The sequence below is a fragment of the Algoriphagus alkaliphilus genome (assembly GCF_900103735.1).
Taxonomy (GTDB): Bacteria; Bacteroidota; Bacteroidia; order Cytophagales; family Cyclobacteriaceae; genus Algoriphagus; species Algoriphagus alkaliphilus.
On the sequence record NZ_FMXE01000016.1, the window covers coordinates 69,844 to 85,379 of the forward strand.

The window sequence follows — 15,536 nt, forward strand, 5'->3', positions numbered from 1 at the left end:
AGAACTTCATTTTTGATGGAAGATGGAGACTTACGTCAGCGTGTTGAATCGGAGATAAAAGTCACTGTCCCCGTACGGGAATTAAAAGAGTCAGCGCTGCAAGAAAAACTTGGTGACTGGGGAAAAGTGCCTTTTGACCTGGGTGAGGCTCCCCTGATCCGGATGGAACTATGGCAGACCGAAAGCCGTCAGATCTTGGCAATCGATACCCATCATGTTATTATGGATGGAATGTCCTTATGGCCGTTTTCCCAGGCCCTTTCACAAGCCTATCAGGGTGTTGGTCCGAACATCTCGTCTGATAAGAACGCTCTCAGCTACATCGACTATGTCTGCTGGCAGCAGTCTGAAGCTCAGCAAGTCCTCAGAGCCAAACAGGCTGCGTTCTGGAATTCCATGTTTGCAGACGGAATTCCTGCGCTCGAACTTCCCACTGACTTCAGGGAACCTGCCGAAAGAAGCTTTCAGGGAGGAACTCACTCCTTCTTTCTGGATGGACCCCTTTTTGAACAGGTACAACAGTTCTGCAAACAGACAGGCATTACCCCGTTCATGCTCCTCTACTCCGCCTTTACCCTGCTGATCAGCAAATTCTCCCAGAAAGAAGACCTGGTCATCGCCACCACTTCTTCCGGCCGAAACCTGCCTGAGACAGAAGACATGGTCGGCATGTTTGTCAATACCCTGGCCATCCGCAATACCGTGGACAGCGGTCTTCCGTTCATCAGGTTTCTGGAGCGCACCAAACAGATGTTGCTTGAATCCTTTGAAAACGACGCCTTCCCTTATGACGAACTCATTTCCGGTCTCCGGGCAAGGCAGTTTGGTGATAATGCGGCACAGGTGATGTTCACTATGTTGAAAGAAGGAGAAGAACTCCTGGCTTTCGGCCAAAATAAACTGGAAATCCTCCGGTTCAGCGAAGAAACTCCGGCCAAATTCGACCTGACCTTCAGCGGGTCGGAAAACAGCACCAGCATCGGATTTGACATCGTCTATTCCGCCGAACTGTTCAGCAGGGAAAGTATCAGCATGCTCGCAGAACGTTTTGTAAACCTGCTCCGGCATGCGCTGAGCGCTCCCGAAAAGGCTGTCTCCAAACTCCCAATCCTTTTGGATCAGGAAGCGGAGAAGATTCAAAGCTGGAACAGCAACACCGTCGATGTCCCCAAATCCGCACTGGTCCATCAACTCTTTGAGCAGAAAGCGATTGAGTTCCCCGGCCATACCGCTCTTATTTTTGAAGAAGAGGAGCTCACTTATGAGGAGCTGAATAAAAAAGCCAACAGGCTGGCACATTGCCTCAGGGAGAGGGGGGTTCGAGCAGAAAGCAAAGTGGGCATCTGCCTGGAGCGTTCTTCGGAACTCATCATCTCTATTTTGGCCGTATGGAAATCGGGCGGAGCGTATGTGCCTTTGGATCCTTCGTATCCTACGGACAGGCTGGCGTTCATGATTGGGGATTCCGGTATGGAGCTTATCCTGACCCAGGAGTCCCTGTTGCCCCTGATGGAAAAGGTCTGTCTGAATACCGCTGTGGTTCCGGTAGCCAAAGAGGAGTTAGAACAAGTTTTAGCAGGATATGAGGATTCAAACCCTCTGTTGGAGAGCCAAGCGGATAACCTGGCCTATATCATTTACACTTCAGGGACTACGGGTAGACCAAAGGGAGCAATGATTGAGCACCGCAATGCTGTCAATCTGGCCTATGCACAGCACCAGACACTTACGGTTAAACCTACTGACAGGATCCTGCAATTTGCCTCAATCAGCTTTGATGCTTCCGCTTTTGAGATCCTTCTGGCACTGACAGCAGGGGCTGCACTGGTAATGGCAAGCAAGGAAAACCTTATGCCGGGAACTCCCCTGAAAGATGTCCTGAATCAAAACAGGGTAACTGTCGCCGTCTTAACTCCGGTGGCGTTGTACCATTTGGATACCGATCATATCCCTTCCCTGCGTAAAGTCCTGAGTGCCGGTGAAGTACTCCCTTTGACCACGGCACGGAAGTGGTCTCAGACCAAGATCCTCTTCAATGCCTACGGCCCCACAGAGATTACCGTATGTGCCACAATGAAACCTATAAACAAAGAGGACAAGCAGATCACCATCGGAAAACCCATTCCCAACTATAAGACCTATATCCTTGATTCACATGGAAACCAACTCCCTGTCGGAATCCCTGGAGAATTGTGTATCGGAGGAGCCGGTGTAGGAAGAGGCTATCTGAACAGGCCTGAGCTGACTGCCGAAAAGTTTGTTGTAGATCCCTTTAATCCAGGCGGTAAAATGTACCGCTCGGGGGATCTGGTACGATGGCTGTCCAACGGAGAGATCGAGTATCTGGGCAGGATTGACCAGCAAGTCAAAATCCGCGGCTTCCGCATTGAGCTGGGAGAGATCGAGAGCGCGCTTTTATCAGCAAGTGATATCCGGGAAGCAGCTGTTACAGTACGTCAGGACCATCTGGGAGAGAAGTATCTCTGTGGGTACTATGCAGCTGACGGGGAGAAGACGGTGGAAGAACTGAGGGGCTTTTTGGGTCAGACCCTTCCCGAGTTTATGATTCCGGCGCGTTTTGTGGCCTTGGAAAGACTGCCGATAGGGCCTACCGGAAAAATTGACCGGAAAGCCCTGCCTGATCCCGGTGACTCGGTCAGTACAGGTTCGGAGTTTGTGGCTCCTGCAACGGAACCGGAAAAATCCATTGCCCGTCTCTGGGCACAGCTACTCGGCCTTAACCCGGATTCCATCGGTACGCGCGACAACTTTTTTGCCCTGGGTGGAGATTCATTGCGTGCCGCACAGCTGTCGGGAAGGATTTCTCAGGAAACAGAGACCGCTGTATCAGTGAAGGATATCTTCTCCAACCCGACGATCGCAGGGCTATCGGAACTGATTGCCAAGAGGGAAAGAACTGCCTTGTCGGTAATTGCCAAAGCACCTGTACAGGAAAGCTACCCCTTGGCCTCGGCACAGAAGCGGGTGTACCTGCACAGTCTGCAGCAGGGTGAAGGTTCAGTGCTGTACAACATGCCTGCGGTATATGAGGTCGGGGGGAGATTAGATCTTGTACGTTTAAACAAGGCCTTTCAACAGGTAGTGGACCACTTCGCCGCGTTCAGAACTTCATTTTTGATGGAAGATGGAGACTTACGTCAGCGTGTTGAATCGGAGATAAAAGTCACTGTCCCCGTACGGGAATTAAAAGAGTCAGCACTGCAAGAAAAACTTGGTGACTGGGGAAAAGAGCCCTTTAATCTGAATAAGGCTCCCCTGATCCGGCTGGAGCTCTGGCAGACCGAAAGCCGTCAGTTCTTGGCAATCAATACCCATCATATAATTATGGATGGAATGTCTTATGGTCCCTTCTTTGACGCATTGTCAAAAGCCTATGCAGGGGAGGTTCTTACTGCTAAATCTGTCCAGTACATCGACTACGCTGTTTGGCAGACCTCCGCAGAACAGCAGGCTATAATTGCTCAGCAGGGCACCTATTGGCAGAGGATTTACGCCCAAGATGTTCCTGTACTGGAATTGCCCTATGACTTTCCTATGCCGGCCAACCGTACTTATGCAGGGGGTATGTTCCTTTTCGAACTCGAACCAAAAACAGTAGAAGGGATAAAGTATTTAGCAGCCCAAACAGGTACTACACCTTTCATGGTGCTCTACTCGGTTTTTGCCCTTTTGGTAGGTAAATATGCCGGGCAGACAGCAGTAGTGGTAGGCACGACTTCTTCGGGTCGAAACATACCCCAATTGGAAGACATGTTAGGCATGCTGGTCAATACGCTGGCAATCCGTACAGAATTACAGGGAAACTTGACGTTCAATGCGTATTTGGAGGCCAATAAGAAAGTACTATTGGAAAGCTTCGAGAATGACAGCTACCCCTATGAAGACCTGGTAACTGACCTGCGGCAAAATGGAAATTCCAAAATTCCAGTCCGCACGATGTTTACCATGATGCCGAAAGGTGCTGAAGAGATCTCTGTGGATAGTAATGTGCTATCGGCAGTAGATGTGGATGGGGTGGCATTATCCAAATTCGACCTGACCTTTAATGGGGTAGAAGGTGCCGAATCAATTGATTTCTTGATAACCTATCCTTCCGAACTTTTCCATTCTGATACAATCTCGCTGATGGCTGCACGCTTTGAACAGCTTTTGCAGCAGGCAGTTCAGAAACCGGATAGCCTTCTTCAGGAATTGAGTATCAGGGTAGAAAAAGAAAAAGAATTGGTCTCAGGTTGGAACGATACATATCGAGACTTCCCTACCAGCCAAACCTTATCAGAATTGTTTGAATCTACGGTTAGGCTTTACCCGGAGAACACTGCACTGGTTTACAAAGATTTGGAAATCAACTATGAAGAACTAGAGCGGAAAGCCAACCAACTGGCCTGTGTGCTGATTGACCAAGGCATAAAGACAGGTGATCTGGTTGGGCTTTTATTGACAAAATCCCCCGATTTGGTTGTCTCCATATTGGCAATATGGAAGGCAGGGGGTGCGTACGTACCGCTCGATCCTTCCTATCCGACAGATCGATTGCATTACATGCTCGAAGATGCGGGAGTGAGCTTGCTACTTACGCATGAAGTAGCACAGACTGCCGCAATAAAGGCATCTGAAGGTTTGCCTATCCTTATGTTTGTTTATGAAGATTTAGAGTCCGATTTATACAAGCCTTCGACCGACAAACTGCCATGTGCAGCTTCTCCCATTGACTTAGCTTATGTAATCTACACATCAGGCTCAACGGGCAAACCCAAAGGAGTGATGATTGAGCACCGGACAGCAGTCAACCTTGCATTTGCATTCAAGGAAAGTATGGGAACGATTGCTGAACCCAGGATCTTACAATTTGCTTCCATCAGTTTTGATGCATCGGTAACAGATCTTTTGATGGCCTTTGCAAACGGTGGGACACTTGTAATCGCCGACCGTGAAAACCTCATGCCCGGACCGGCACTTACCGAAACGCTGAACCGGTATCAGATATCCCATATCAAACTTACACCTACGGCACTGGGCTACTTATCTCCGGATGATTTACCGTACCTATACACTGTTTATGCCGGAGGTGAAGCATTAACCTTGGAATTAGCTCGGCGTTGGGCATCCAAAAAGAGACTGATCAATGCCTATGGCCCTACCGAAGCCACTGTCAATACCACCCTTCGCCATATTGAAGGTGATGAAAAGCGAGTTACCCTTGGTCGGCCTCTTGCCAATTATCAAATCCAAATTCTTGACCAATCAGGCAATGTTTTGCCAGTAGGGATGCCAGGTGAACTTTGTATTGGAGGAGATGGACTGGCACGTGGCTACCTCAACCGTCCTGAACTTACGGCTGAGAAGTTCATTTCAGATCCTATTAGGACAGGTGGGCGATTGTACCGTTCTGGAGACCTTGCCCGATGGCTGTCAAACGGGGAAATAGAGTTTTTGGGCAGGATTGATCATCAAGTCAAAATCCGGGGTTTCAGAATTGAATGTGGTGAAATTGAAAGTGCTTTGTTAGGAATTAATGGTGTTTCTGCAGCAGCAGTAGTCGCACGCACCGATGCAAAGGATGAGAAGTACTTGTGTGCCTATTTTGTAGCTAATGAGGAAAAGACCATAAATGAGCTGCGTGGTCTCCTTTCCCGAACTCTGCCTGAGTTCATGGTGCCGGCACGCTTTGTCCAACTGGATAAGCTTCCCCTAACTGGCAGTGGTAAAACAGACCGCAAGGCATTGCCTGCACCGGGAGAAGATTTTAAAACCGGAAAAGTTTTTATCGCTCCAAATACTCAGCAGGAGAAAATCATGATTGAGGTCTGGGCAGCAACATTGGGTATCAGACCTGATGTCATCAGTATGGAAGATGATTTTTTTGCCTTGGGTGGCAATTCTTTGAAAGCGGTTGTACTCATTGCAAAAATCCATCAACGTCTAGAAGTTCAGATTCCTGTACAAATGATTTTTCAAAATTCTACGCCTAAGTCTTTGATTGATCATTTTGAAAAAGTTGAATCAAATGATGATCAGTTTGATGCGCATTTGATTCCCTTACAACCTACAGGGTCTAAAACCCCACTATTTATTGTTCCCGGGATTGAGGGGAAATGCTATTATCTGATAGAACTGGCTAAGTCTCTAGGTGAAGATCAGCCTGTTTATGGATTTCAAAGTGTTGGTTTACTCCCAGGAGAACAACCTTTTGAAACTGTAGAAGAAATTGCGGCTTACAATATTGGGTTAATGAAAAAGGTACAAACCCAAGGGCCTTACCTGCTAGCAGGCCACTCTATGGGTGGTTGGATGGCCATGGAAATGGCAAATCAACTTCTCCGGCAAGGTGAAAAAGTAGCCTTCCTAGGATTATTGGATTCGTATAGCCCTAAAGTCCTTGCCGACCTGGGTGGCTTCCAAATTCATTCAAAAGAACGAGATATAAACGACTTGCTTATGCTTGTCGAACGGCTCGCAGAATTCTTTGCCACAAATTTGGATTACCATGAGCTGAAAGAAAAGCTTGACCAACTTGATCATCAAGGACGTCTTTCCCTGGTTCTTCAATGGACCGTTTCAAACGGATTGGTACCGAATGCATTTTCTCAGGAAGAACTATGGCAATGGGCAAGGCTGATTGGCACAAATAGTAGGATAAGTTTTAAACCAACGAAAACCGGCCAGATCACTCATCTTTTTAAGGCAGAAATAAACGGCAGAGAAAACCTAAATATCGCTGATTGTCTGGGTTGGTCTGCTACTTTGCCAAATCTGAAAATCCAGGAAACTCCGGGAAATCATATTAGCATGTTGCACCATCCACATTTAAACTCCTTAGCAAATGCAATCAAAGAATGCATTCAAAAAGCCGAAGTTAAACATGAACAGATAATAAAAAAGGATTCAATGGACGAGCAAAAAAGAGTATTGGAAATCCAAAACAGTAAATTCTAGATATAAACAATTATGTATGTCCGCTTTCTTGCCAGTAGCAAAATAAAATAAGGTTTGAAGTTCCAAAAAACGAGCTGTGGACTGTTGACAGTCGTCTGTGGACGATTATCCGCAACTTTATATAGCCTAATCTTTCTTACTGGCAGGATTGCGGATAATCAAATAAACAATTTTTAAAAACTCAATAGACTATTTCTATTATGAAAAAGAATCTATATCCGCACTCATTATTTGCACTCATATTCATTTTTTCATTTGATCATGCTATTGCCCAAAAATCCTCCTCTAGCATCAAGGGAAAAGTGATTGATTTTGACAATAAGCCCATCTTATTTGCCAATGTGGCGCTTTATGCAGCAGCGGATTCCAGCATAGCAAAGGTTGGGTTTACCTTAGATGATGGAAGCTTTATTTTGCCTGAGTTGGAGATCGGAAAATATTGGCTCAAAATCAGCTTTGTTGGGTTCAAATCCTACGTCAGCGACCCATTTGACTTGGCAAGAGACGCTGATCTTTCCTGGCTGGAAATAAAAATGGAACCCTCAGATAATGAGCTTGATGAGGTGGTGGTTGAAAGCCAGGTTCCGTTGTTGGAAATCAAAAAGGACCGCATTGTTTTTAATGTAGACCAAAGTATTAATTCATTAGGTATCAGTGCCTTGGAACTCCTTCGAAAGTCTCCCAATGTCTTCATTGACAATTCTGGAAACATCCGAATAATGGGAAGGAACAATGCCTTTGTAGCAGTAAATGGAAAAGTTTTACTCTTAACCGGTGGGGATCTAGATGCCTATCTTAGAACAATACAATCTGACCAAATTGAGGCTATCGAACTGATCACTGATCCAGGAGCTCAATATGACGCTATCGGAACTGCGGGCATACTCAACATCCGTCTGAAAAAAAATGCAGAATTAGGAGCCAACGGATCGTTTAATGCCGGGTATTCGATTGGCAACAAACCACGTTACAACACCTCTTTGTCAGGTAACTACCGAAATAAATTATTAAATCTCTATGGCTCATATGGATTTACCAGATTTCAAGACCCCTACATTGAGAAAGTTACTATCCAGCAAAGTGACCAGTTTGTAAATTTGGTTGGAACAGGAAACATTGACCGCAGAATCCATTCTTTGAAAGGTGGAGTCGATCTTAAATTGTCTCCAAACAGCTTTATCGGATTTTTAGCTCTGGGAAACTTTAGCGATGCATTATGGAACGTTTCCGACCGCGCCGATTTTGGTAGCCTCCCGGACCGCGTCATCGGCGGGAAGCTTTGGGCCGAAAGCAATACCATTATGGACAGAACAGACCTCTCTTTTAACCTCAATTACCGTTATGAAAACGAAAAAGGCACGGTCCTAAACATGGATGCTGATTATGCCTACTTTGAAAGTCTCAAAAACAATACCCAGCCAAACGAAATACGGGATCCTTCTGGGGAGACAATCATTTCCTCAGTGAATTTTTTTACGGATTCCCCTGTCATAATTGATATAAAATCCTTCAAACTTGACTTTGAGAGGCCTCTCGGGGACGGGATACTAGGTGCCGGATTTAAATTTTCAGGTGTTGGGTCAGACAATGTTTTCGATTTTTACCAAGAAGTGGAAGGTGAATTAATTCTAGACCCTACCAGATCCAATAAATTCTTTTTCCAGGAAAACATCAATGCAGCATATCTCTCTTACACCATCAATTTTTCTGAAAAGTTTAACCTAGCTACAGGTCTCAGGGCAGAACAAACTCGCTCAATCGGAGATCTCCAAAATGAGCAAGGAACTCAAAGTGAAGTAGTAAATCGGGATTACCTTGACTTTTTTCCTTCCCTTAACCTTGAATATGCCGCTAGCAAAATTCACAATCTGTCAATTAGTGCCAATCGAAGAATCAATCGACCTGCATACCAAAGACTAAACCCATTTCAGTTTTTACTTAACCAATTATTTTATGCTCAAGGCAATCCATTTTTGCTACCTGAATATGCAACGGCATTCTCACTTGGACACTCTTATAAAAACACATTAAGTTCCTCCTTCACCTATAGCCATGTAAAAAATCTCCTGACGGAATTATACCTTCCCGGCGAAGGTGATGTCAGCATTTACACTTATGTAAATCTGGATGATCAATACCAATATACCTTTAACCTCACAGCTCCTCTTACCCTAACTGAGTGGTGGGAATCAAATAGTTCACTTACAGCATTCTATATTAAAAACAAAGCTGAAATATCAGGTGTAAGCTTTGATGAAAATGCTACAGCTTTCACTTTTTCACTTCAAAATACTTTTACCCTGCCAAAATCGGTATATCTCGAATTAACAGGGTTTTACAACTCCCCAACCCTTTGGGGAGTCAATCAAAGGCTAGGGACAATCTGGACCATCGATGTGGGAGCGAGAAAATCCATATTGAAGGGCTTGGGCTCAATCTCCATGTCCGTCTCGGATATCTTTAAAACAAACGTTTGGCCTTCCACAAGTGATTCCCCAATAATTTATGTCAATGAGTTTCGGCAAGATGATACCAGAAGGCTCTTGGCTTCATTCACCTATAATTTTGGAAACCGAAAACTCAAGAGTTCAAGAAGGAGAGTAACCGGGTTGGAAGAAGAGAAAAGGAGGAGAAACTAATGAATCGGACAGCGACAATTGACTTATCTTCACAGCCTAAGAGCTTAATAGAGGAAATAGGGCTAACGATCAAGTTAGGTTGGCCGATCATTTTGAGCAATCTAACCCAAATCTCTTTGCCACTTATCGATGGGATAATGGTCGGTTCCATTCACAGCAATCAATTAGCCTCGGCTTCTTTAGTGATGAATATCATTTCCATCCCCATTCTTCTATGCCTGGGATTACCGATGGCCATATCCCCACTCGTTTCAGCAGCCTTAGGCAAATCAGAATATAAGTCCCCACTTGGAATTCTTGTAAACGGAATGTTTTTAGGTGGACTGTTTTCCCTTGTGTTTGCTTTGATTTTTCATTTTGGAAGTGGCATCGTGTTTCATTTGGGACAAGATGTGGAAGTAGCCAGGATCGCTGAGGACTATTTGGTCATCATGGGATGGAGGTTGATTCCGATGGCTTTGTTTTCAGCTGTCTCCAAATTTGTCCAGGGACTCGGAATCACCAAACTGGCAATGAAACTCAACTTTGTGACCATACCCATCAACATCCTTCTAAACTATATTTTGATTTTTGGGCATGTGGGGATGCCTGCGTTGGAGCTAGCAGGCGCTGGCTATGGCACTTTGATAACCCAACTGATCGCATTGTCGATATTCATCGTTATCATTTTTCGCTCGGATAAATTTGCAGATTATCGTAGCCACCTAAAAAGTGCTTTTCAAATCAGCCTACCTCAAATCCGGGAAATCCTCAAAATCGGAATCCCCATCGGAATTCAGCTATCCCTGGAAAGTGGTGCATTTGCATTTTCAGGTTTGATGGCGGGATGGCTAGGTTCCCAGCAGCAAGCTGCCCACCAAATTGGATTTTACATTTCATCGCTCACCTATGTGTTTTCGTTGGGAATATGTTCGGCAGGATCAATTCGTGTCGCTTTCTGTTTTGGGAAAAAAGATTGGGATTTAATCTTCTCTATCGGGAGATCCACCATTCTATTGGCACTATTCATTGGATTTTCTTTCTCATTAATCCTTCTATTGGGGTACAATTTCATCCCATCTATATTTACAAAGGATTTGGATGTGATTTACTTTGCTAAAGTCGTGCTGTTGATGGCTGCAATTTTTCAATTATCAGATGCCTTGCAGGCTACTTCGGTAGGGATTCTTCAGGGAATTCAAGACGTAAAAATCCCAACTTACCTGTCATTGATTGCCTATTGGGTGATTGGCATTCCGGCAGGTTATCTCTTTGCGTTCGTATTGGATTGGGGAATCGCCGGATTGTGGACAGGGCTTATTTTGGGTTTATCCTTTAATGCTATTCTTTTGACGATCCGGTTTTTTAGAAAAGTGGCTCAATCAAGAAAGGCAGGAAGTGACCTTAGTCTCATAAACGAATTGTGATGGTTTACCTGATTTATGCACAAATGCCTGAGCCCCTTTCGAGTAATGTTTTTGAGAATTATCTACTCCTATTACCACCAAAATTTCAGGAGAAAGTTTGCCAATTCAGACGATGGGAAGATTCACACAATTCCCTTATGGGAAAGATTCTTCTAAACGAAATGGCATCGCGACTTTTCAAAATACCGAATATCCTAACTCAGCTCACCTATTCCGACTATGGTAAACCCCAAATTAACGCCTCTCTATCGTTTAATATTTCTCATGCTGGAAATTTAGTCGTTTGTGCGATGAGTGAAGATCATCAAGTAGGATTAGATGTAGAGCAATTTTCTGAAATCGATTTTGAGTCCTATTTGGATTACATGTCCGAAAACGAGTGGGATCAAATACAAAAGGCCAAGAATCCAAATTGGGAATTTCTAAAATTCTGGACCCAAAAGGAAGCCGTCATCAAAGCCGACGGAAGAGGATTGTTTATTCCCATCAAAGATTTAAGAATTGACCAATTGACAGCAATTACAACAATTAAAAGGTGGTATTTACAGGAAATAAATCTTCATAAAGACTACGTTTGCCATCTAGCTACTGACCGAGTCCTTGAGGCTGACGAGGTAGTGTATCTAGACTTTTTCAATCTCAACAAATAAATTTTTATAACCCCCCATATCAAATACTTTCCTTCTATTTATCGACTTAATTCAACGAAGGATCCTAAGTCAAAAGAGTGGTTGAAAAAATCTTGACATGTTGGAAGCTTGCTAACCCAAGACTGATGATCAAAAAGCCACTAGATCACGCTTCTAGTGGCTTTTTTATTGCGCTCATTTTTTAGAAAACATGCCCAAATCCAAAGAAAACCTGTGCCCCTTCGGTACTTCGGGCATAATCCAGCCTCAGAATGGTGGACTGATTCCAAGCCAATCTCGCTCCGATCCCGGGAGCACCTTTTAACTGGTTGAATTCGATTTCCCTGATTCCGTCCCAGACGGTGCCAAAATCATAAAACGAGGTCAATCCCAAGGAGAAATGCTGGTTAAGAAAACTGAAGTCGGTAAACTTGGCCCTCATTTCCAAATTGACTAAGCCAACAGTTGGCGCTAAAAACCTTGCCTCCCGGAATCCCCGGATCGACCTAGCACCCCCCAACACCAAAATCCCTCCGGCTTCGGCCTGACTGGACAGATCCCACATTTCAATAAAATTGATCTTTCTGCCGAATATATGGCCAAAGGAAGCCGCCCCCGCAAAGGTCAGCTTTCCTTTCCCATTGTTCCATCGGTGAAAGGTGTGAAACACCTGTCCCTGAACCATAAACTTGTTGAAATCAAAATTTGACCCCAGCCAAGGCGCTGAATACTCATGGGAATATTGAAGAAAAATCCCCCGGGATGGGTCAGGCTCCAGATCTCTGGTATCATAAATCAAGGCTCCTGCCAGCATACTGGTAAATTGATGGTCAGATTCAAAACCAGCCAGATTGAACCGATCCCAGGTTCCATCCTCCTTTTGGAGACGGGCCAAAGTAGGATTCTGGATCGCCTGAACGGGTTCGCCCGATGCCAAAAAGGCCTCCTCGGCCACCTTCCCCGAAAAATCATCGAATGCCGTAAGAAGTGCCTCATAACCAAACATGATCCGGAGCTTGCCTCCCATTTCTACTCGCTCTCCCAATAGATTAAAGAGGGCTTCTCGCTGGGTAAATTGATTGTAGTGGGTATCGGTCAAATATCCACCACGCCCATCAGGAGTAGCTAGGCTAAGATTTCGTTCGTAGTCTCGGACTTTTGAAAATGGTGCGATCGGCCCCACATTTCCTGATCGCTTATCCTGAAATTGAAGACCTCTCAAGTATTGTCTGCCCACTCCCCAATATTGCGCATGAGGATCTTCCCAAACCACTGCATCGGCACGGAGTCTCCACTTGCTGTTGAAAATGTAAGGCATATCTAGATTGACGGCAGCTCTCATCCGCCCATTCTGAAAAATGAAAAACTCAGTGCTGAGATTGTATCGGTAAGGCGTATAGTAGAAAAAGGGGTCATCCTTTGTCTTGTTTTGAAAAAGTAAAATATTACCCCCCACTCCAAATCCCCGAATTGGGTCAAACTCAAACCGGGGCAATCCTGTGAGGAACAAGCCTTCTTTTTTATTAAGGATATCTTCCTTCGAAAGCTTTTTCTCTTCCGCGATACCAAATGGCAAGGGTAATGTATCTGCCAAAATCAACCGGTTGGCATGAGGATGAGCCGACAAATCCGGGTTTTGGGCTTTTGACCAAAGGATCGAAAAAGTGAACAGGAATAGAATGGAAATTACTTTTTTCATGACTTGTCAGGTTTGGAGTTGCCTCTTTGGAGGCTGCAAAATTACCTTGACTAGATTGGATGGGCCTTCTCAAACCCATTAGAAAAAAATTAGAATTTCCCTTAGCCGATGGGAAATCGAATTGTCACCGTAGTCCCCATTCCTATCTCAGAATCGATAGAGATGGAAGTTTTGTGCAGATCGGCAATTCGTTTGACCAGAGTCAACCCTACTCCAGTACCTTTGGCAAAACCCTTGTTTTTGCCTCTGTAGAAGGGCTCGAAAATCCGCTGCTGATCCTCTTCCGGGATTCCTATTCCCTGATCTTTGACTTGGAGTACAAGGCATTTTTCCTCATTTCGCAAAATCACCTGACAAGAGCCATTGGACGAATATTTCAGCGAATTCTCCAAGAGATTTTTGATTGCTATCGAAAGGAGATAGGGATTGGCCATTATTTGGGGAAACTCATCCTCCTTTTCTTCAAAGCTAAGATGGATTTTAGCCTCAGGTTGCTGCCGGAGAAGTTCCCCGACAAGATCCAAAATCAAGGCTTCCATGCTTACTTTTGCAAACTGAATTATGGATTTATCATAGTTTGCCTTGGCCAAATCGATCAAGTCCCCACAAAGTTTGGACAAGGTCTGAGAGTCTGCCAACAAGGATTCCAACACGTGATAAATTTCAGGATTAGATTGATTTTTTTCCAAAGTCAGTTCCAGATCTCCGCGGATTGCCGCTAACGGAGTTTGAATCTCATGCCCCAAGTAGGACACAAACTGCTGCTGAGCCTGAAACGAGGTCTCCAGCCGCTCAAGCATGGAATTGAACGTTGCCGCTAGCTGACCGATTTCATCCGGTCCTTCTCTCAGTCGTAGGTGAAGGTTTTTAGCGGTGATTTTTTGTGCTTCCGCTGAAAGCTCTCCTACCGGCTCCAGGCTTTTTTTGGAAAAATACCTTCCGATCAGATACAAAAAAACGATCCCTCCCAATCCCAGAAAGGCCATGGTGTTTTTTAAATTATCCAGGTTCTTAAATCCCTGTCGATCGAGTGCCGCAGCAGTCACCAGATAAGTTTGGCTTCCCACCGGATGGACGAAACCACTCACCTGAAGTTCTTGCTGCTTCCATCTTACTTTTCCCTTATCCCGGATTTCTTGAAGTAAAGAATCCGTCTCTTTAACCAAGTCCACCTCTACATCATCGTGGTAAAGCAGCGCAAAATTTTGATTATAGATGGCCACTTCCACTTCCAAAATTTGATCCCGGTTGTTTTTGTAAAGCGTCTGAAGGATTTCCGGGGAAAGCCCTGACTCTTTAAGCAAGCTTACCTTGGTGACTGCCTCTGCCTCAATCGTATTGAAAAAATCCTCTGTGCGATTTTGGCTTGAGAAAAAGTAGATCAACAGCATAAAAACCAAGAGAATTGCTGCGGATAGTGCGGTAAAAAGTAAGGTGATCCGTAGCTGAATCTTCATGGTTTTTGGAGAATAAAGCCCATTCCGGGACGGGTTTGAATAAGTTGGATTTCAAACGGCTTGTCAATCTTTTTCCGAAGGTAATTGATATACACATCAATAAAGTTGGTGCCGGTGTCGAATTCCAAGCCCCAGACCTCCTTCGCTATTTCCTCTCTACTTAGGATTTGTTCGGGGTTCCTGAGTAAAAAAACCAACAGGTTAAACTCTTTTGGAGTCAAAAGAATTTCCATTTCTGAACGGATAACTTTCTTTTGGGATAAATGTACTAGCAAATCCGCATACCTGAGCTCTTCCTGTAAGGAGGAATCAGCCCCAGCCATTTTTCTGCGAAGAAGGCTTTTTATCCTTGCAAACAATTCCCTGAAATCGAAGGGCTTGACCAAGTAGTCGTCTGCCCCGACATCGAATCCTACGAGTTTGTCATCTGTAGTTCCCAAAGCCGTCAGCATCAAAATGGGAATATCCGGGCCTTCCCGTCGAATCTTTTTGCAAAGTTCAATCCCGTCCTCACCGGGCAAGACCAGATCGGTCAAGATCAGGTCAAACTTGACAGATTGAAAAAGCTCGAATCCCTTTTCTGCATCGGTAGCCATCGTCACGGAAAATCCCTCCCCGATAAGTCCCTTGTAAAGAACTGAGGCGAGCCTTTCATCATCTTCAACTACTAATATCCTGTGCATCCGTCTTTAGTTTGGTTCCTACATTCATCCCTTTGTCCGGAATTGCCCAAAGCAAATCGAATGAGT

7 protein-coding genes are annotated in these 15,536 nt (G+C 44.8%); 4 read left to right on the forward strand and 3 right to left on the reverse strand.

Features of this window, described 5'->3' with window-relative positions; genetic code table 11:
• The first annotated feature begins 12 nt into the window (after window positions 1-12).
• From BLQ81_RS12330 to BLQ81_RS12345, 4 genes are all read left to right on the forward strand, one after another.
• Entirely contained in the window at window positions 13-6,957 is a 6,945-nt protein-coding gene (locus BLQ81_RS12330; protein WP_262481055.1) for an amino acid adenylation domain-containing protein, read from the forward strand.
• Window positions 6,958-7,157: 200 nt separating this feature from the next.
• Complete coding sequence (locus BLQ81_RS12335) at window positions 7,158-9,596, forward strand: outer membrane beta-barrel family protein (RefSeq protein ID WP_092730422.1); 2,439 nt, start codon at window positions 7,158-7,160, stop codon at window positions 9,594-9,596.
• Window positions 9,596-11,002 (forward strand): MATE family efflux transporter, encoded by a 1,407-nt coding sequence (locus BLQ81_RS12340; protein ID WP_092730424.1) that lies wholly within the window; start codon window positions 9,596-9,598, stop codon window positions 11,000-11,002. Before BLQ81_RS12335 ends, BLQ81_RS12340 begins: the two co-directional genes overlap by 1 nt.
• 23 nt (window positions 11,003-11,025) lie before the next feature.
• Entirely contained in the window at window positions 11,026-11,652 is a 627-nt protein-coding gene (locus tag BLQ81_RS12345; RefSeq protein WP_407640246.1) for a 4'-phosphopantetheinyl transferase family protein, read from the forward strand.
• A gap of 181 nt (window positions 11,653-11,833) precedes the next feature.
• Here BLQ81_RS12345 and omp85 read toward each other — a convergent pair whose 3' ends face one another.
• From omp85 to BLQ81_RS12360, 3 genes are all read right to left on the reverse strand, one after another.
• Window positions 11,834-13,330: an Omp85 family outer membrane protein gene (gene omp85, locus BLQ81_RS12350; RefSeq protein WP_092730428.1), complete on the reverse strand. Its 1,497-nt coding sequence runs from the start codon at window positions 13,328-13,330 to the stop codon at window positions 11,834-11,836.
• Window positions 13,331-13,431: 101 nt separating this feature from the next.
• Window positions 13,432-14,787 carry a HAMP domain-containing sensor histidine kinase gene (locus BLQ81_RS12355; RefSeq protein WP_092730430.1) on the reverse strand — a complete coding sequence of 452 codons (1,356 nt, stop codon included), beginning with the start codon at window positions 14,785-14,787 and terminating at the stop codon, window positions 13,432-13,434.
• Window positions 14,784-15,470, reverse strand: coding sequence for a response regulator transcription factor (locus BLQ81_RS12360; RefSeq protein ID WP_092730432.1), 687 nt, complete (start codon window positions 15,468-15,470; stop codon window positions 14,784-14,786). Before BLQ81_RS12360 ends, BLQ81_RS12355 begins: the two co-directional genes overlap by 4 nt.
• Between the last annotated feature and the right edge of the window lie 66 nt (window positions 15,471-15,536).

Bases quoted from the DNA above. Each gene is read 5' to 3' on its own strand.
- BLQ81_RS12355 (WP_092730430.1), bottom strand. From the start codon at position 14,787: ATGAAGATTCAGCTACGGATCACCTTACTTTTTACCGCACTATCCGCA.
- BLQ81_RS12340 (WP_092730424.1), top strand. From the start codon at position 9,596: ATGAATCGGACAGCGACAATTGACTTATCTTCACAGCCTAAGAGCTTA.
- BLQ81_RS12345 (WP_407640246.1), top strand. From the start codon at position 11,026: ATGCCTGAGCCCCTTTCGAGTAATGTTTTTGAGAATTATCTACTCCTA.
- omp85 (WP_092730428.1), bottom strand. From the start codon at position 13,330: ATGAAAAAAGTAATTTCCATTCTATTCCTGTTCACTTTTTCGATCCTT.
- BLQ81_RS12360 (WP_092730432.1), bottom strand. From the start codon at position 15,470: ATGCACAGGATATTAGTAGTTGAAGATGATGAAAGGCTCGCCTCAGTT.
- BLQ81_RS12335 (WP_092730422.1), top strand. From the start codon at position 7,158: ATGAAAAAGAATCTATATCCGCACTCATTATTTGCACTCATATTCATT.